The sequence below is a fragment of the Serratia sp. 22278 genome, from assembly GCF_052045405.1.
In the GTDB taxonomy this organism is placed as follows: domain Bacteria; phylum Pseudomonadota; class Gammaproteobacteria; order Enterobacterales; family Enterobacteriaceae; genus Serratia; species Serratia marcescens.
The window spans coordinates 435,737-452,688 of record NZ_JBQEOW010000001.1 but is presented as its reverse complement, the minus strand read 5'-3'; the positions used below and the strand labels follow the sequence as shown (position 1 = coordinate 452,688).

19 protein-coding genes are annotated in these 16,952 nt (G+C 57.5%); 9 read left to right on the top strand and 10 right to left on the bottom strand.

The features are described 5' to 3' along the window. Positions 1–90 precede the first annotated feature (90 nt). The 8 genes from fabF to yceD all read right to left on the bottom strand — a co-directional run bounded on the left by fabF (position 91) and on the right by yceD (position 6,211). Entirely contained in the window at positions 91–1,332 is a 1,242-nt protein-coding gene (gene fabF / locus ACTJJ6_RS02140) for a beta-ketoacyl-ACP synthase II (protein ID WP_004928734.1), read from the bottom strand. An 82-nt stretch (positions 1,333–1,414) separates the two neighbouring features. Then, positions 1,415–1,651 carry an acyl carrier protein gene (gene acpP, locus ACTJJ6_RS02135; protein ID WP_004719003.1) on the bottom strand — a complete coding sequence of 79 codons (237 nt, stop codon included), beginning with the start codon at positions 1,649–1,651 and terminating at the stop codon, positions 1,415–1,417. 154 nt (positions 1,652–1,805) lie between these two features. Next, entirely contained in the window at positions 1,806–2,540 is a 735-nt protein-coding gene (gene fabG, locus ACTJJ6_RS02130) for a 3-oxoacyl-ACP reductase FabG (RefSeq protein WP_016928193.1), read from the bottom strand. 11 nt (positions 2,541–2,551) lie between these two features. Then, positions 2,552–3,481 carry an ACP S-malonyltransferase gene (gene fabD, locus ACTJJ6_RS02125; protein WP_049300574.1) on the bottom strand — a complete coding sequence of 310 codons (930 nt, stop codon included), beginning with the start codon at positions 3,479–3,481 and terminating at the stop codon, positions 2,552–2,554. Between the two features lie 18 nt (positions 3,482–3,499). Beyond that, positions 3,500–4,453 (bottom strand): beta-ketoacyl-ACP synthase III, encoded by a 954-nt coding sequence (locus ACTJJ6_RS02120; RefSeq protein ID WP_028128023.1) that lies wholly within the window; start codon positions 4,451–4,453, stop codon positions 3,500–3,502. A gap of 6 nt (positions 4,454–4,459) precedes the next feature. Then, on the bottom strand, positions 4,460–5,494 hold the full coding sequence (plsX, locus tag ACTJJ6_RS02115; protein ID WP_004928717.1) for a phosphate acyltransferase PlsX: 1,035 nt from the start codon (positions 5,492–5,494) through the stop codon (positions 4,460–4,462). Positions 5,495–5,505: 11 nt separating this feature from the next. After that, positions 5,506–5,673 (bottom strand): 50S ribosomal protein L32, encoded by a 168-nt coding sequence (gene rpmF, locus ACTJJ6_RS02110; RefSeq protein ID WP_004927778.1) that lies wholly within the window; start codon positions 5,671–5,673, stop codon positions 5,506–5,508. A 16-nt stretch (positions 5,674–5,689) separates the two neighbouring features. Continuing rightward, a complete protein-coding gene (gene yceD / locus ACTJJ6_RS02105) occupies positions 5,690–6,211 on the bottom strand; it encodes a 23S rRNA accumulation protein YceD (protein ID WP_004927780.1) in 522 nt (173 codons plus the stop codon). A 141-nt stretch (positions 6,212–6,352) separates the two neighbouring features. Between yceD and ACTJJ6_RS02100 the strand changes: the two genes are divergently transcribed. Further along, positions 6,353–6,934 carry a Maf family protein gene (locus ACTJJ6_RS02100; RefSeq protein ID WP_065426414.1) on the top strand — a complete coding sequence of 194 codons (582 nt, stop codon included), beginning with the start codon at positions 6,353–6,355 and terminating at the stop codon, positions 6,932–6,934. Positions 6,935–6,940: 6 nt separating this feature from the next. Here ACTJJ6_RS02100 and rluC read toward each other — a convergent pair whose 3' ends face one another. Continuing rightward, complete coding sequence (gene rluC, locus ACTJJ6_RS02095) at positions 6,941–7,900, bottom strand: 23S rRNA pseudouridine(955/2504/2580) synthase RluC (protein WP_015377448.1); 960 nt, start codon at positions 7,898–7,900, stop codon at positions 6,941–6,943. Positions 7,901–8,452: 552 nt separating this feature from the next. On the opposite strand from rluC, the gene rne reads away from it, so the two are divergent. Then, positions 8,453–11,824, top strand: coding sequence for a ribonuclease E (rne, locus tag ACTJJ6_RS02090; RefSeq protein ID WP_079451365.1), 3,372 nt, complete (start codon positions 8,453–8,455; stop codon positions 11,822–11,824). Between the two features lie 60 nt (positions 11,825–11,884). Here the strand turns inward: rne and ACTJJ6_RS02085 are convergent, their stop codons facing one another. Next, complete coding sequence (locus ACTJJ6_RS02085; RefSeq protein WP_015377446.1) at positions 11,885–12,172, bottom strand: putative quinol monooxygenase; 288 nt, start codon at positions 12,170–12,172, stop codon at positions 11,885–11,887. 213 nt (positions 12,173–12,385) lie between these two features. Here ACTJJ6_RS02085 and pyrC point away from each other — a divergent pair, with 213 nt between their 5' ends. The 7 genes from pyrC (at position 12,386) to ACTJJ6_RS02050 (ending at position 16,949) form a co-directional block, all read left to right on the top strand. Further along, the gene (pyrC, locus tag ACTJJ6_RS02080) at positions 12,386–13,432 is read left to right on the top strand and encodes a dihydroorotase (protein ID WP_049300571.1); all 1,047 of its coding nucleotides are present in this window, start codon (positions 12,386–12,388) and stop codon (positions 13,430–13,432) included. A 75-nt stretch (positions 13,433–13,507) separates the two neighbouring features. Continuing rightward, positions 13,508–13,747 carry a DNA damage-inducible protein I gene (gene dinI, locus ACTJJ6_RS02075; protein ID WP_015377444.1) on the top strand — a complete coding sequence of 80 codons (240 nt, stop codon included), beginning with the start codon at positions 13,508–13,510 and terminating at the stop codon, positions 13,745–13,747. Positions 13,748–13,877: 130 nt separating this feature from the next. Next, positions 13,878–14,156, top strand: coding sequence for a hypothetical protein (locus ACTJJ6_RS02070; protein WP_004927809.1), 279 nt, complete (start codon positions 13,878–13,880; stop codon positions 14,154–14,156). Between the two features lie 201 nt (positions 14,157–14,357). Beyond that, complete coding sequence (gene bssS, locus ACTJJ6_RS02065) at positions 14,358–14,612, top strand: biofilm formation regulator BssS (RefSeq protein WP_004927812.1); 255 nt, start codon at positions 14,358–14,360, stop codon at positions 14,610–14,612. Between the two features lie 139 nt (positions 14,613–14,751). Next, the gene (gene solA / locus ACTJJ6_RS02060) at positions 14,752–15,867 is read left to right on the top strand and encodes an N-methyl-L-tryptophan oxidase (protein WP_028128020.1); all 1,116 of its coding nucleotides are present in this window, start codon (positions 14,752–14,754) and stop codon (positions 15,865–15,867) included. Positions 15,868–16,083: 216 nt separating this feature from the next. Continuing rightward, positions 16,084–16,710 (top strand): LuxR C-terminal-related transcriptional regulator, encoded by a 627-nt coding sequence (locus tag ACTJJ6_RS02055; RefSeq protein ID WP_240429827.1) that lies wholly within the window; start codon positions 16,084–16,086, stop codon positions 16,708–16,710. Between the two features lie 122 nt (positions 16,711–16,832). Then, a complete protein-coding gene (locus ACTJJ6_RS02050) occupies positions 16,833–16,949 on the top strand; it encodes a DUF2770 family protein (RefSeq protein WP_004927822.1) in 117 nt (38 codons plus the stop codon). The last annotated feature ends 3 nt before the right edge of the window (positions 16,950–16,952 follow it).

Here is a 16,952-nt window from a genome sequence, read left to right as displayed (position 1 = left end):
GCAATACGCAGCCCTGCTGACGGCCGGACGCCAGGCGTAAAAAAGCCCGGTTAAAAAACCGGGCTTTTCATCAGCGTTCAACAGCGCAAGTTACACTCGGCGGAAGATCAGCGAGCCGTTGGTGCCGCCGAAGCCGAAGGAGTTACACAGGGTGTACTCCATATCGCTGACCTGGCGCGCTTCGTGGGGCACGAAGTCCAGATCGCAACCTTCATCCGGGTTATCCAGGTTGATGGTTGGCGGTACCGCCTGATCGCGCAGCGCCAGCACGGTGAAGATAGACTCGATCGCGCCCGCCGCGCCCAACAGGTGGCCGGTCATCGATTTGGTCGAGCTCACCAGCACGCGCTCTGCATCGGCGCCGAACACGGATTTCACCGCCTGCGCTTCCGCCTGGTCGCCCGCCGGCGTAGAGGTACCGTGTGCGTTGATGTAACCGATTTGTGACGGGGTCACACCGGCGTCAAGCAGGGCATTTTCCATCGCCAACGCAGCGCCAGCGCCGTTTTCTGGTGGTGACGTCATGTGATAAGCGTCGCTGCTCATCCCAAAGCCAACCACTTCGGCGTAGATTTTCGCGCCGCGTTTTTTCGCATGTTCGTACTCTTCGAGCACCATCATGCCGGCGCCGTCGCCCAGCACGAAGCCGTCGCGGTCTTTATCCCACGGACGGCTCGCCGCCTGCGGGTTGTCATTACGGGTGGACAGGGCGCGCGCTGCGCCAAAGCCGCCGACGCCCAATGGGGTGCTGGCTTTCTCTGCCCCACCGGCCAGCATCACGTCCGCATCATTGTAGGCAATGATACGCGCCGCATGGCCGATGTTGTGCACACCTGAAGTACAGGCGGTGGCGATGGAAATGCTTGGGCCACGCATGCCGTACATGATTGTCAGGTGGCCTGCAATCATATTCACGATGGTGGATGGCACGAAGAACGGACTGATTTTCCGTGGGCCACCGTTAACCAGTGAACTGTGGTTTTCTTCGATCAAACCCAGGCCGCCGATGCCGGAACCGATCGCGGCTCCAATGCGGGTGGCGTTAGCCTCGGTGATGTCCAGGCCAGCATCCTGCATGGCTTGCATGCCGGCAGCGATACCGTACTGGATAAAGGCGTCCATCTTGCGCGCATCTTTGCGAGAGATGAAATCCTCAGAATTAAAATTCTTTACCAGGCCAGCAAACTTGGTCGCATAGGCAGTGGTATCGAAATGGTCGATCAGGCTGATGCCACTCTGACCGGCAAGAAGAGCGTTCCACGTGGACTCTACCGTATTGCCGACAGGAGACAACATGCCCAGTCCGGTCACAACTACTCGACGCTTAGACACGTTTGTCCTCCAGGGAGGGAAAAATATGACACTAGGGATAGAAAAAACTTAGGCGGTCGAACGACCGCCTAGATATGTTCTCTTACTGCTGGCTAGCGTTGATGAAATCAATAGCTGCCTGAACAGTAGTGATCTTCTCAGCTTCTTCGTCTGGAATCTCGGTGTCGAATTCTTCTTCCAGTGCCATTACCAGCTCAACGGTGTCAAGAGAATCAGCGCCCAGATCTTCAACGAAAGAAGCGTTGTTCAAAACTTCTTCCTGTTTAACACCCAGTTGCTCAACAATGATTTTCTTAACGCGTTCTTCGATAGTGCTCATACTCTTAAATTTCCTATCAAAACTCGCTTTCGCGATGGTTTTCGTAGTGTATAAAATGCTGAAAAAGATGCAACTAAATCCCGGCTGGTCAAACCACGATTTTACGCTATTTTGCGGTTTTTGCCTCAAATAACGCAAATGGTTTTCACATTTTTTAAATCATGTACATGCCGCCATTGACATGTAACGTTTCACCGGTGATATAGCCGGCCTCATCAGAGGCCAAAAATGCAACAGCGCTGGCGATTTCTTTAGCATCGCCCAGCCGGTTGGCTGGAACTGATGACAAAATGCCTGCGCGTTGATCATCTGTCAACGCCCGTGTCATGTCCGTCTCAATAAAGCCAGGTGCCACGACGTTGACCGTAATGCCACGCGAAGCAACTTCACGTGCCAAAGATTTGCTAAAACCAATCAGACCGGCTTTAGCCGCCGCGTAGTTCGCCTGCCCTGCGTTCCCCATGGTGCCGACAACGGAACCGATGGTGATGATACGGCCAAACCGCTTTTTCATCATAGCGCGCATTACCGCTTTTGACAGGCGGAATACGGAAGTCAGGTTAGTGTCGAGGATATCCTCCCACTCATCATCCTTCATACGCATCAGCAGGTTATCACGCGTGATGCCGGCATTATTCACTAAAATGTCGATTTCGCCAAATTCGGCGCGAATCGATGCCAGCACGCTGTCGATAGATTGCGCATCAACAACGTTCAACATAAACCCTTTGCCGTTTGCGCCCAGGTAGCTGCTGATCGCTTCAGCGCCGCTCTCGCTGGTTGCGGTGCCGATCACTTTGGCGCCGCGTGCTACAAACGTTTCTGCAATGGCTCGGCCAATACCGCGGCTCGCGCCGGTGACCAGAACGATTTTACCTTCGAAGCTCATCATTTTCCTCTTTATTGTTCAAGCGCCGCCGACAGGCTGGCGGTGTCGTTCACCGCCGCAGCCGTCAGGGTGTCAACAATACGTTTAGTCAGACCGGTCAGCACTTTGCCCGGCCCCACTTCCAGCAGCGACGTCACTCCCTGTGCTGCGATAAATTCTACGCTCTCGGTCCAACGCACCGGGCTGTACAGCTGACGCACCAGCGCGCTGCGGATCGCTTCAGGATCGTTTTCGATGCGCACGTCGACGTTATTCACCACCGGCACCTGCGGCGCGTTGAAAGTGATGTCCTGCAGCGCTACGGCCAGCTTGTCGGCGGCCGGCTTCATCAGCGCGCAGTGCGAAGGCACGCTCACCGGCAGCGGCAGCGCACGTTTGGCGCCGGCGGCTTTGCAGGCGGCGCCCGCACGTTCAACCGCGTCTTTGTTGCCGGCGATGACCACCTGGCCCGGCGAGTTGAAGTTGACCGGAGAAACCACCTGCCCCTGAGCGGACTCTTCGCACGCCTTGGCGATCGCGTCGTTGTCCAGACCGATGATGGCGTACATCGCGCCGGTGCCTTCCGGCACCGCTTCCTGCATCAGCTTGCCGCGCAGTTCGACCAGACGGATCGCCGCCTTGAAGTCCAGCACGCCGGCGCAGACCAGCGCCGAGTACTCGCCCAGGCTGTGGCCAGCCATCAGCGCAGGCGCTTTACCGCCCTGCTGCTGCCACACGCGGAAAATCGCCACCGAAGCGGCCAGCAGAGCCGGTTGGGTCTGCCAGGTTTTGTTCAGTTCTTCCGCCGGACCTTGCTGCACCAGCAGCCACAGGTCGTAACCCAGGGCGGAAGAAGCCTCGCCGAAGGTTTCTTCGACGATCGGGAACTGTGCGGCCAACTCGGCCAGCATGCCAACGGTCTGCGACCCCTGGCCCGGGAAAACAAAAGCAAATTGCGTCATTTTTTCTTCCTGTCCAAATCAGAAACGAACCAGCGCCGAGCCCCAGGTAAAGCCGCCGCCGAAGGCTTCCAACAGCACCAGTTGACCACGCTGAATTCGCCCGTCGCGCACGGCTTCGTCCAGTGCGGAAGGCACCGAGGCGGCAGAGGTGTTGCCGTGACGATCGAGCGTCACCACCACTTTGTCCATCCCCATGCCCAGTTTTTTCGCCGTTGCGCTGATGATGCGCAGGTTGGCCTGGTGCGGCACCAGCCAATCCAGCTCGCTGCGGTCCATGTTGTTGGCCTGCAACGTCTCGTCGACGATGCGCGCCAGTTCGGTGACCGCAACCTTGAAGACTTCGTTGCCCGCCATGGTGACATAGGCCGGCTTGTCTTGATTCTGGCGATCCTTGTACGGCAGCGTCAGCAGGTTGCCGTAGCTGCCGTCGGCATGCAGATGGGTAGACAGAATGCCCGGCTCTTCAGACGCCCCAAGCACCACCGCACCCGCGCCATCGCCAAACAGGATGATGGTGCCGCGATCTTCAGGATCGAGCGTGCGCGACAAGACGTCCGCGCCGATAACCAGCGCATGTTTGACCGCGCCGTTTTTCACGTACTGATCGGCCACGCTGAGCGCATAAGTAAAGCCGGCGCAGGCCGCAGCCAGATCGAACGCCGCGCAGTCTTTGATGCCCAGCATTTGCTGCACCAGGCACGCCGCGCTCGGGAACGCGTGAGTGGTCGTGGTGGTCGCCACGATGATAAGCCCAATGTCTTCTTTAGCCACACCTGCCATTTCCAGCGCGTTCTCAGCGGCCTGGAAGCTCATCGTCGCAACGGTTTCATCCGCAGCGGCGATGCGACGTTCGCGGATACCGGTACGCGTGACGATCCATTCGTCAGAGGTATCCACCATTTTTTCCAAATCAGCATTGGTGCGCACTTGTACGGGCAAATAACTCCCCGTACCGAGAATCTTTGTATACATGTACGATCAGTCACTCTTAGGTAATACAGCCTCAAGGCGCGCAGCAATCCTTTCCGGGACTTGCCGCTGCACCGCCTGCACAGCCTGTTCGATTGCGACTGCAAACGCGTGAGGGTTCGCAGCGCCGTGGCTCTTGACTACGGTGCTGCGCAATCCTAACAGACATGCGCCATTATACTGGTCGGGGTTCAGGTGGCCGAACCGCTTAACCACCCGTTTTTGCAACCAACGGCCCAACAATTTCAACCACCACGCTCGCTTGTTTCCGTCGCCGGACGATTTCAACAGCGATAAGAACACCCTGACCACCCCTTCCATGGTTTTCAGGGTGACGTTGCCCACGAAGCCATCGCAAACCAACACGTCGGTCTTGCCGGTGAGCAGTTCGTTTCCTTCCAGGTAACCAATATAGTTGATTGCCGGAGTATTTTTTAGCACAGCGGCCGCTTCGCGGATATTATCCAGGCCTTTGGTCTCTTCTTCGCCAATATTCAGCAGCGCCACCCGCGGTTGCGCAATGCCGATCACCTCTTCCGCCATCACCGCCCCCATCACGGCAAACTGCACCAGCATGGTGCTGTCGCACTCGACGTTGGCGCCGAGATCCAGCACCACGGTTTTGCTGCGTTGCTGATTCGGGATCGCCGTCATCAGCGCCGGGCGCTCGATGCCTTCCAGCGGCTTGACCAACAGCTTCGCCAATCCCATCAGCGCACCGGTATTGCCGGCGCTGACGCACCCCTGCGCGTTTCCGCTGCTGAGCTGCTCGAGCGCAATGCGCATCGACGTGCCGCGGCTGGCGCGTATCGCTTGTGAAGGTTTGGCGTCGCCGGCGATCACGGACTCGGCGGGCACGACTTGCAGACGCTCCAGAAGAACCGGATCGGCGTGGGCAAGCAAGGGAGAGATGACGTCGGGATTGCCGACCAGCAGGAGATGAAGCTGTAAATTAGAGGCCAGTGCCTGCAACGAAGCAGGCACTGTGACGCAGGGACCGAAGTCCCCGCCCATTGCATCTAACGCCAGGGTTAGACGAGTCAAGGTATCGCTACTTAGCCGATAACCTTGCGACCGCGGTAGAAACCGTCGGCAGTGATGTGGTGACGACGGTGAGTTTCACCGGATACTTTGTCTACAGACAGAGTAGTCGTGGTCAGAGCATCGTGAGAACGACGCATGCCACGCTTGGAACGGGTTGGTTTATTCTGTTGTACGGCCATGGACCTTACTCCTCAATTACTTACGCTTTAAACTGGCTAATACGGCAAACGGATTCGGTTTCTCCGCCTCAGGAGGCAGTTGGCCAAATACCATGTCCGCTTCGGACACTTCACAGTGTTCAGATTCATGTACCGGAACGACAGGCAGTGAAAGAATAATTTCGTCTTCAATCATTGCCAACAGATCGACTTCGCCAAACTCGTCAACTTCGATCGGTTCGTACGCTTCCGGTAATGCCTCAGCCTGCTCATCATTGACGACCGGGCTAAAACAATATGTTGTGTGAACCTGATGTTCGAACGGGACTCCACAGCGTTGGCACATCAACGTTACCGTGACGTCCGCATGCCCTGTTATCACCGCGAGGCGTTGATTGTCGATATTAAACGACAACGACACCTCGACATCACTGTCCACACTGACCACGGAGTCGGCAACACGAGTAACCTGCTCAGGCGCATAGACACCAGCATAGTCCAGGCGTTTCTGAGCGGTACGTACCGCATCAATGGTCAAGGGTAATTTTACCTTTTGCATAGGGCGCGCATATTAACTTTGTAACGACATAGAGTCAAAGAAAAAGGCCGTAAAACGGCTCCTTTCACCAATATTCGCTTCCACAGCGGCCGACAGTTTAAAATGCCGTACCCATTTACGCTACGGTTTGCGAAAAAAATTATGCAGAGATTGCTTTTAGCCTCCACCTCCCCCTATCGAAAAATGCTGCTGGAGAAGCTGCAGCTGCCGTTCGACTGCGCCGCGCCGGAAGTGGATGAAACCCCCTTGCCCGGCGAAAGCGCGGAAGCGCTGGTGCTGCGCCTGGCGGCGGCGAAGGCTCAGGCGTTGGCCCTCGCCTATCCCGAGCATCTGATCATCGGCTCAGATCAGGTCTGCGTGATCGATGGCAACATCACCGGCAAGCCCCATACCGAGGAAAACGCCCGGGCGCAGCTGCGGCAGGCCAGTGGCCAAGCCGTGACTTTCTATACCGGCCTGGCGCTGTACAACGGCCGCAGCAAGCAGCTGCAAGCTTTGTGCGAGCCGTTTCACGTGCATTTTCGCGCGCTGAGCGAAGCGGAGATAGCCGCCTATGTACGTCTGGAGCAACCGCTGAACTGCGCAGGCAGTTTCAAGAGCGAGGGATTGGGGATCGCGCTGTTCGACAGGCTGGAAGGCCGGGATCCGAACGCCCTGATCGGCCTGCCGTTGATCGCGCTGTTGGAGATGTTGCGGGCTGAAGGCATCAACCCGCTGGGGTGACGCAGATTACTTGGCCGCCTGCCGGCGCAGCACCTGCAGACAGTGGCGCAGTTCTTCGTCCATCGGCGCTTCGATGCGCATCGTTTCGCCGGTGGCCGGATGCTCGAAGCGCAGCGCAGCGGCGTGCAGGAATAGCCGCTTCAGGCCGGTACCCGCCAGTTGGCGATCGAACTCGCGGTCGCCATAGCGGTCGTCAAAGGCGATCGGGTGCCCGGCATGCAGAGTGTGCACGCGGATCTGGTGGGTACGCCCGGTGATTGGGCTAGCCTTCACCAGGGTGGCGAATTCGTAACGCTCTTCCACCTTGAAGCGGGTTTCCGAAGGCTTGCCTTCGCTGTTGACGCGCACGATGCGTTCACCGCTTTGCAAAATATTTTTCAGCAGCGGCGCCTGTACGGCCTTGCAGTGCGATTGCCATTGGCCGCGCACCAGCGCCAGATAATCTTTCTGCATGCCTTTCAGCCGCAGTTGCTCATGCAGCGAACGCAGCGCGGAACGCTTCTTGGCCACCAACAGCACGCCGGAGGTATCGCGATCGAGCCGGTGCACCAGTTCAAGGAAACGAGCCTCCGGGCGCAGCGCGCGCAGCCCTTCGATCACGCCGAAGCTCAGGCCGCTGCCGCCGTGCACTGCGGTGCCGGAAGGCTTGTTGAGGATCAGCAGGTGGTCGTCTTCATACAAAATACAGTCGGCCAGCGCGGCCACCTTATCCAGCTTGGCCGACACCGGCGTCTCTTCGCGCTCGGCCACCCGCACCGGCGGCACGCGCACCACGTCGCCAGCCGCCAATTTGTATTCAACCTTGATGCGCCCTTTATTGACCCGCACCTCGCCTTTACGCACGATGCGATAAATCATGCTCTTCGGCACGCCTTTCAGGCGAGCGAGCAGAAAGTTGTCGATTCTCTGACCGGCTTCGTCGTCGGAAATCGTGATGAATTGTACTGCTGGATTGTTCGTTTTCATGGTGCGGGATTCTAAATAGAGCGCGTGAATAGCGCCACATCTTTTTCTGTGCTTAACTGTCTCTCTGACGGCGGGCGAAACCCCAGCGGACAATAAGGCAGCAAGCCGATTTGAACGTTTGCGATTTCTTCCGCAGTTAAGGAAAAGTCACCTTGCTATAACGGCATCAGCAGTGGAATAATGCAGTCACTTTCCGCGTTGATTCTCGTTAAACAGGGAAAACGGTGGAATTATAAAATTTGTCTGATCGCGCAAAAACGCAGCAATGGCGTAAGACGTAATGCGAAATCAAACAATTAGCGGGCTGCGGGTTGCAGCTTGGCCGGCAAATGGAATCAGATCTGTCGACGTAAATCAGAGGCTATTCCCCTAGTAAAAGTGCTGTCTTTCACAAAGAAAAGCAGGCTTACCGAGATAATGCGCCCCTATGCAGGCGACAACCGTGAGGTTGACGACTTTGCGAGAAGACACGGGGCTTTCGGTTTAACTCCGGCCATGAGGTTATTTTGCCCGCAGCTTTGTCGATAATGTAAAAATAACGAGTAAGTTAAGATGAAAAGAATGTTGATTAACGCAACTCAGCAGGAAGAGTTGCGTGTTGCCCTCGTAGATGGACAGCGGCTGTATGATTTGGATATTGAAAGTCCGGGTCATGAGCAGAAAAAAGCGAATATTTACAAAGGCAAAATCACCCGCATTGAACCAAGTCTTGAAGCAGCGTTCGTGGACTACGGCGCAGAACGACATGGTTTCCTCCCCCTTAAAGAAATCGCCCGCGAATACTTCCCTAGCAATTACTCTTCCCATGGTCGCCCGAACATCAAAGATGTGCTGCGCGAAGGCCAGGAAGTCATCGTTCAGGTAGACAAAGAAGAACGTGGCAACAAAGGCGCCGCCTTGACCACCTTCATCAGTCTGGCGGGCAGTTATCTGGTGCTGATGCCGAACAACCCGCGCGCCGGCGGTATTTCTCGCCGCATCGAGGGCGACGATCGCACAGAGCTGAAAGAAGCGCTCTCTTCGCTGCAACTGCCGGACGGCATGGGCCTGATCGTTCGCACCGCGGGCGTAGGCAAATCCGCCGACGCGCTGCAGTGGGATCTCTCCTTCCGCCTGAAGCACTGGGAAGCGATTAAAAAAGCCGCCGAAGGCCGCTCTGCGCCGTTCCTGATCCACCAGGAAAGCAACGTTATCGTGCGCGCCTTCCGCGATTACCTGCGCCCGGACATCGGCGAAATCCTGATCGACAACCCGAAAATTCTCGATCTGGCCAAAGAGCACATCGCTGCGCTGGGCCGCCCGGATTTCAGCAGCAAAATCAAACTGTACAGCGGTGAAATTCCTCTGTTCAGCCACTATCAGATCGAATCGCAGATCGAATCCGCCTTCCAGCGCGAAGTGCGCCTGCCGTCCGGCGGCTCGATCGTCATCGACAGCACCGAAGCGCTGACCGCCATCGACATCAACTCCGCGCGTGCAACCCGCGGCGGCGACATCGAAGAGACGGCGTTCAACACCAACCTGGAAGCGGCGGACGAGATCGCTCGCCAGCTGCGCCTGCGCGACCTCGGCGGCCTGATCGTCATCGACTTCATCGACATGACGCCGGTTCGCCACCAGCGCGAAGTGGAAAACCGCCTGCGTGACGCCGTGCGCCAAGACCGCGCGCGCATCCAAATCGGCCGCATCTCCCGCTTCGGCCTGCTGGAAATGTCGCGTCAGCGCCTCAGCCCGTCGCTGGGCGAGTCCAGCCATCACGTGTGCCCACGCTGTAACGGCACCGGCACCATTCGCGACAACGAATCGCTGGCGCTGTCCATTCTGCGCCTGATCGAAGAAGAAGCGCTGAAGGAAAACACCAAAGAAGTTCACGCTATCGTGCCGGTTCAGGTCGCTTCGTACCTGTTGAACGAAAAGCGCGAATCCGTCAGCGCGATCGAAAAACGTCAGGGTGGCGTGAAAGCCGTCATCGTGCCGAACGATGAAATGCAAACCCCGCACTACTCGGTGCTGCGCGTGCGCAAGGGCGAGGAAACCTCTACCCTCAGCTACCTGCTGCCGAAGCTGCACGAAGAAGACATGGAGCGCCCGCTGGAAGACGCGCCGATGGAGCGCAAGCGTCCGGAGCAACCGGCCCTGGCCTCCTTCTCGCTGTCCGCCGATGCGCCGCCGCCGGCTGAAGAACCCGTCGCCGTGGCCAAGCCTGCCGCTGCAGCCGCCAAGGCAAAAGCCGCAGCGCCGGCCGCCGCCAAGCCGGGCTTCCTGGGTCGCCTGTTCGGTGGTCTGAAGAACTTGTTCGCCGGTGAAGAGCAACCTGCCGTCGAAGAAGCCAAACCAGCCGAAGCGCCGAAGGCGGAAAGCAACGGTGAAAACCGTCGTCAGGATCGTCGCGGTCAGCGCCGTCAAGGCACCGGCCGTAAAGAGCGCGGTGAGCGTAGCGACCGTGGCGATCGTCCGGAACGCGGCGAGCGTAAAGAGCGCGGTGAAGGCCGTGACAATCGCGAGCGCGACAACCGTGAACCGCGTGAGAACCGTGAAGGCCGTGAATCGCGTGAGTCCCGCGATGAGCAGCGCCGTAACCGCCGCAACCAGCAGCAGAACGCGCCGGTAGCGGAGGAAACCGCTTCAGAAGAAGGCGCTAAAGCGCCGCGCGAAGATCAGCAGCAACGCCGTGAGCAGCGCGCTGAACGCCAGCGTCGCCGTCAGGAAGAGAAACGTCAGGCTCAGCAGGAAGTGAAAGCGCTGGAAAGCGTTGAAGCGGTCGAGAGCACCGACGAAGAACAGGAAGAACGCCAGCAGCAGAACATGCAGCGCCGTCAGCGCCGCACGCTGACGCAGAAAGTGCGTATCCTGTCTGCCGAAGAAGAGCTGCAGCGCGCAGCGGAAGAGCTGTTGGCGCCGAAAGCGCCGGTAGCGAAAGCCGAAGACGCGCAGCCGACCGCCGACGACAGCGTCAAGCTGCTGCCGGAAACCGTTGCCGCACAGCCGGAAGACGATGCCCAGGGCGAAAGCCGCGGCAACGGCGAAGGCATGCCGCGCCGTTCCCGCCGTTCACCGCGCCACCTGCGCGTCAGTGGCCAGCGCCGCCGTCGTTACCGCGATGAACGTTACCCGCTGCAATCTCCAATGCCGCTGGCGGGCGCGTTCGCTTCGCCGGAAATGGCATCGGGCAAAGTCTGGGTAAGCTACCCGGTCGCTCAGGTTGAAGAAGCCGAAGTGCAGACCGAAGCCGTAGAACAGGCTGCGGCACCGGTTGTCGCTGCCGCGGTTGAACAGCACAACGTTGCCGTGGAAGAAACCCAGGTGGCGGCCAGCATCAACCCGCCTGCGCCAGAAGCCGCCGTTGAAACTGCTGCCGTTACCGTAACGGAAGAAGCTGCAGCCGTAGCGCCTGTCGTGGCTATCCCGGCCGAGGAAATCCCGGCGCCGGTGGAAACCGCCCCGGCAACTGTTGCAGTTGAACAGCCGAAAGCGGAAGAGACTGCCCCTGCAGTGGAAGCCGAGCCGGTAGCTGAAACCGTAGCTGTAGAGCCAGTGGTTGAACCTGCGCTAGCGGAAGACGAGCCTGTGGTCGAAACTGCACCGGTGGTGGAAGCCACGCCAGCGGAAGAAACGCCAATGGTAGAAGTAGAAGCCGCACCTGCGGCGGCAGCCGTGGAAGCCGCTCCGGTGGAAAAAGCCCCTGCGCCAGTGGTTGCTCAGCAGCCGGCGCCGGTGAAAGCCGTGCAGGACGCGCTGTACAAACACATCGCCACTGCGCCGATGACCAAAGCGCCTGCGCCGGCCTATGTGCCGGAAGAACGCAAGCACAGCGACTGGCAGCGCCCTTCCTTCAACTTTGAAGGCAAAGGCTCCGCAGGCGGCCATTCGGCGGTGAGCCAGGCGACCGCGCCGGCCACCAAACCGCAGCCGGTTAACGAATAAGTTAATCTGCAACCCTAAAAAAACCCGCCATCGGCGGGTTTTTTCTTGCCTGTAACGTCCTCAGGCGATCTTCTTCAGTTTTTTGATGTCCAGAACATCCAACTTGCCGTCAAGCCGGCTGACGAACTGCTGAAAATGCGCCGTCTCATTATGCTTATCCAGCGCTTCGCTGCTGGCCCAACGCTCAAAGAACACGAAAACGCCCGGTTTTTCCAGATCGCGATGCAAGTCATATTGCAGGTTGCCCAACTCCTGGCGGCTCGGCTCGATAATGTCGTGCACCGCTTCGCTGACGGCGGCTTCAAATCCCGCTTTCGCTTGCAGGGTGGCGATAACGCGTACTTCCATTGCTTTCTCCCTTTCCACTTGATGAAGGTCGACGGTATTGGCGTCGGCATCGTTGAAATCCCGGTTACTATGCGCCCGCCGCGCTATTGATTTCAACTTGTCGCCAACAAACAGATGCATCTGCGGCACTTTCCGCTTATCCTTACACCCCGGCGTGAATAAACCCATTATTCGCTTTTCATTAGACGTATTTGACCGCCGGAGCCTAGCTAGATGACCGCACAACCTCAAGTTCTGAAAATCCGCCGCCCAGACGACTGGCATATCCACCTGCGTGACGATGAAATGCTGAAAACGGTGGTGCCCTATACCAGCCAGGTATTTGGCCGGGCGATCGTGATGCCGAACCTGGTTCCGCCCGTAACGACCGTGGCCGCCGCGCGCGCCTACCGCGATCGCATTCTGGCGGCGGTTCCGCAGGGTCACAATTTCACTCCGCTGATGACCTGCTACCTGACCAACTCCCTGGCGGCCAGTGAACTGGTCAACGGCTTCGAACAAGGGGTGTTTACTGCCGCCAAGCTGTATCCGGCCAACGCCACCACCAACTCCAGCCACGGCGTCAGCGACGTGACCGGTATTTACCCGCTGTTCGAGCAGATGCAAAAAATCGGCATGCCATTGCTGATCCACGGCGAAGTGACCGATCCTTCCGTTGATATCTTCGACCGCGAGGCGCGCTTTATCGAGCAGGTGATGGAACCGATTCGCCAACAGTTCCCTGAGCTGAAGATCGTCTTCGAGCACATCACCACCAAAGAAGCGGCGCAATACGTGCAGGCAGGCAATCGTTTCCTCGGCGCCACCATCACGCCACAGCACCTGATGTTCAATCGCAACCACATGCTGGTCGGCGGCATTCGCCCGCACCTGTTCTGCCTGCCGATCCTCAAGCGCAATGTCCACCAGGAAGCGCTGCGTCAGGCGGTCGCCAGCGGCTCGGAGCGCTTCTTCCTTGGCACCGATTCCGCGCCGCACCTCAAGCATCGCAAAGAGTCCAGCTGCGGTTGCGCCGGCTGTTTCAACGCGCCGAATGCCATCCCGGCTTACGCAGCGGTCTTCGAACAGCTAGGCGCACTGGAGCACTTCGAAGCCTTCTGCTCGCTCAACGGCCCGCGCTTCTATGGCCTGCCGCTCAACGAAGACTTCATCGAACTGCAGCGCGTGCCAACCACCCAGCCGGAAGAGATTACCCTCGGCAATGAATCCGTGATCCCCTTCCTGGCGGGTGAAACCCTGAACTGGTCGCTGAAAGACTGATATTTTTGCGTCGCCCTCTTGCCCCCGCACTCGGTTAACTGTATAAATAAACAGTAAATCGCTTCGGGGGCAATTATGCGTGTTGAAGTCACTATAGATAAAACCCGGCCGCTGCCGGCGGGCGCCATTGAGGCGCTGACCGGTGAACTGGGCAAGCGGGTCAACCGCCAGTTTCCAGACGCCGTCGTGCACGTACGTTATGCCGGCGCCAACGGGCTCTCCGTGCTGGGGGGCGCCAAAACCGACCGGGATCTGATCGAGGAAATCCTTCAGGAAACCTGGGAAAGCGCAGACGAATGGTTTAGCGCAGAATAACACTGCAATGCTGTTTTTGCCGGGGGTCGCTCTCCGGCTTTTTTGTTTCTGGCGCCCTGCCCATTCATCGCTTACCCTTACTCTGAAACAAAATCTGCCTCAGCGCTGTATTTAACGCAAAGGAGTAAGCATGGCCCCGGACAAGGTGAAATCCGAAGACGCAATGACGTTTGGCGAACTGCTGGCGCTGATTGCCGATCAGAAAAGGCGCTTGAACGTACTGGAAGTGGCTTTCTCTTATCTGGCCTTCAGCCTGGATGACAAAGCCAACCAACGGCTGATCCACAGCCTGAAGCTGGAATCGCACAGCCAGAATCGTGATGCCGAAACGCAAAAGCATTTCGCCCATTTGGCCGAAGAGCTGGAAAAATGTCTGCACGGCGCATCGCCACCTGCCGACGCGGAATAACGCGCTGCGCTTGACTCATCCACTGCTGCACATACAAATTTGTAGAATAATTGTTCAAATAAATATTTATTTTGCAAATTTCGGTGACAACCCCCTCCACCGATGAAAGCGGATGCGTATACTGTAATTGCTCTCATGATGATGAGCCGCATTGATCCTCGTTAGTCACTCACGGTAGTTACTACTCAATAAGGGGTCTTTATGGACAGAAATGATGAAGTAATTCAGACGCACCCGCTTGTCGGTTGGGATATCAGTACTGTCGACGTTTACGACGCCATGATGATACGCCTTCATTACCTGTCTTCACTAGACCAAACGCCCGAAGAAGCCCAAGTAGACCGAACGCTTTGGCTCACTACAGATGTCGCCCGTCAATTAATCAATATCTTAGAGGCCGGCATCGCCAAGATTGAAGCTACGGATTACCAGGATCTTGATCGCAGAAAACATTGATACATCGTCCCCTAACCCCTAAGGCGCCGTGATCGATCCCGGCGCCTTTTCTTCGCCTTTCGCCGTTCAATCAGTGCATTGCGCTCGCCAACCTTTTATCATGGGGCGATAAGAAATCGCTATCAGAGAGGGTGGGCACGTGGAATATGATTTGATTGTGGTGGGCAGCGGTTCAGTCGGCGCGGCGGCAGGGTATTACGCTACCCGGGCCGGCTTGAAAGCGCTGATGATCGACAGCGCCATTCCTCCACACCGCAACGGCAGCCATCACGGCGATACACGCATCATTCGTCACGCTTACGGCGAAGGTGAAAAGTACGTGCCGCTGGTGCTGCGCGCACAGGCGCTGTGGAATGCGCTGATTCAACAATCCGGTGAAGAACTGTTCCAGTCGTGCGGCGTGCTCAACCTGGGGCCGCAGCACTCCGAATTCATTCGCAATGCTCAGCAGAGCGCGCAAAAGTTTCGCCTTAATGCGCAAACCCTTAGCGCCGAACAGATCGCTCAACGCTGGCCGGAATTCCGCGCGCCGGAAGGTTACGTCGGCGTATTCGAGCCGGACGCCGGCTTCCTGCGATCCGAACTGGCGGTTGCCAGCCTGATCAAACTGGCGAAAGAGGCCGGCTGCAGCCAGCTGTTCAACTGCCCGGTCAGCGCGGTGAACCCCATTGATGGCGGCGTTGAGGTCGTCACCGACGAAGGGCGTTTCACGGCGCGAAAAGCGGTGGTCACCGCAGGCACCTGGGTGAAGGCGCTGTTGCCGCAGCTGCCGATCGCGCCATTGCGCAAGGTATTCTCCTGGCATCAGGCGGACGGCCGCTACAGCGTGAACAATCGCTTCCCGGCCTTTACCGTCGAAGCGCAGGACGGCACGCACTATTACGGTTTCCCGGCGGATAACGATGGCCTGAAAGTGGGCAAACACGACGGCGGCCAGCCGATGGATGCCCCCGAGCAGCGCAAGCCCTTCGGCAGCTACGCCAGCGACGGCACGGAAGTTTTCTCCTTCCTGCGGCAATTTTTGCCGGGTGTAGGCGTATGTTTACACGGCGAAGCCTGCAGTTATGATATGAGCCCTGACGAAGACTTTATTATCGATACGCTGCCGGATTGCGATCGCCTGATGGTCATCAGCGGATTGAGCGGCCACGGCTTCAAGTTCGCCAGCGCTCTGGGCGAGATCGCCGCGCTGTTCGCGCAGGACAAAGCGCCGCCGGTTGACCTCTCCAGCTTTGGTCTGAAGCGATTTAGCTGAGCGGAGGATTTCGCTGTCCACGTTCCCGTCGAGCCCTGGACAGCGAAATCTGGCGGTTACAATTTATTAACCTGCTAACTCTTTTAAATACCAAGTAAAAATTCTGATAACGGAAATTTCTTGCATTCAGCATTTGAATTTCCGAATTGAACACTTGCAGTGTAAGTCCTATTTTACAGAAGATATGCTCCATCGGCTTTCAACAAGGACGTCACCATGAAACTACTTGTCGTGGACGAATGCTGCTTCACCCGGGTCGGTATAGCCAGCTACTTTGCTGATAGTGGGATTACGACGATCAAGTGCTGCCACAGCATTGAGTACGCTACGCCACTGTTGTCCAGCTTTCAGCCGAGCCACATTCTGGTGAACCTCAGCAACCAATGCCGCTATAACGAAGCGGACGCACAGCTGCTGGCATTTATGGAAGCCAGCCAGTCTGCCTTGCTGTTTATCTATCTCGATACGCCTTACCCTTACAGCGAAGCGCCAATGCGCATCGCCGATAATGCCTTTCTGTTCAATAAAAGCATTCTGCCGATCACCTTACGCACGCTGCGCGAAAATCCGCTGGCGCTGGCCGATGACGGCGAAGAGCGTTCCCTGTTCAGCCCGCAGGAACTGACGGTAATGAAATATTGGATGGCGGAGATGCCCAACTACCGCATCGCGAAAAAGCTGCAGATCAGCTCGCATACGGTGTACGTGCACAAGCGTCACATCACGGAGAAGATCAACGCGCGCAACCGGCTGGAGTTCTACTCGCTGTATAACGTGCTGCGCTATTTCTACCCGCCGAGCACGCCAACAAATTCGACGCCGCTGGCGCTGCTGGCGGTATAACATCAAGCCTGCGATAACGCAGGCTTTTTTATCGCCGCTCTTCCAGCGCACAGGCGCGGCGCGCTGTAAAAGACGTCGAGAAAAGGACTATAATCAAGGATCCTTCTCTTCAGGCGGCTGAAATGTTAAACCGAATACTGGCGGCTATCGTCAACAATGTGCGTGAGCACCTGGTGCTTTACCTTTGCCTGTGGCTGGTGCTGCTGGCGTTGGATGTCTATTTCTTCTTCGTCATGTAATCC

Coding starts and splice junctions, on each gene's coding strand:
- rne (WP_079451365.1), top strand. CDS start 8,453: ATGAAAAGAATGTTGATTAACGCAACTCAGCAGGAAGAGTTGCGTGTT.
- ACTJJ6_RS02085 (WP_015377446.1), bottom strand. CDS start 12,172: ATGGAAGTACGCGTTATCGCCACCCTGCAAGCGAAAGCGGGATTTGAA.
- rluC (WP_015377448.1), bottom strand. CDS start 7,900: ATGAAAACGAACAATCCAGCAGTACAATTCATCACGATTTCCGACGAC.
- pyrC (WP_049300571.1), top strand. CDS start 12,386: ATGACCGCACAACCTCAAGTTCTGAAAATCCGCCGCCCAGACGACTGG.
- acpP (WP_004719003.1), bottom strand. CDS start 1,651: ATGAGCACTATCGAAGAACGCGTTAAGAAAATCATTGTTGAGCAACTG.
- ACTJJ6_RS02050 (WP_004927822.1), top strand. CDS start 16,833: ATGTTAAACCGAATACTGGCGGCTATCGTCAACAATGTGCGTGAGCAC.
- ACTJJ6_RS02100 (WP_065426414.1), top strand. CDS start 6,353: ATGCAGAGATTGCTTTTAGCCTCCACCTCCCCCTATCGAAAAATGCTG.
- ACTJJ6_RS02070 (WP_004927809.1), top strand. CDS start 13,878: ATGGCCCCGGACAAGGTGAAATCCGAAGACGCAATGACGTTTGGCGAA.
- fabD (WP_049300574.1), bottom strand. CDS start 3,481: ATGACGCAATTTGCTTTTGTTTTCCCGGGCCAGGGGTCGCAGACCGTT.
- yceD (WP_004927780.1), bottom strand. CDS start 6,211: ATGCAAAAGGTAAAATTACCCTTGACCATTGATGCGGTACGTACCGCT.
- ACTJJ6_RS02055 (WP_240429827.1), top strand. CDS start 16,084: ATGAAACTACTTGTCGTGGACGAATGCTGCTTCACCCGGGTCGGTATA.
- dinI (WP_015377444.1), top strand. CDS start 13,508: ATGCGTGTTGAAGTCACTATAGATAAAACCCGGCCGCTGCCGGCGGGC.
- fabG (WP_016928193.1), bottom strand. CDS start 2,540: ATGAGCTTCGAAGGTAAAATCGTTCTGGTCACCGGCGCGAGCCGCGGT.
- rpmF (WP_004927778.1), bottom strand. CDS start 5,673: ATGGCCGTACAACAGAATAAACCAACCCGTTCCAAGCGTGGCATGCGT.
- ACTJJ6_RS02120 (WP_028128023.1), bottom strand. CDS start 4,453: ATGTATACAAAGATTCTCGGTACGGGGAGTTATTTGCCCGTACAAGTG.
- bssS (WP_004927812.1), top strand. CDS start 14,358: ATGGACAGAAATGATGAAGTAATTCAGACGCACCCGCTTGTCGGTTGG.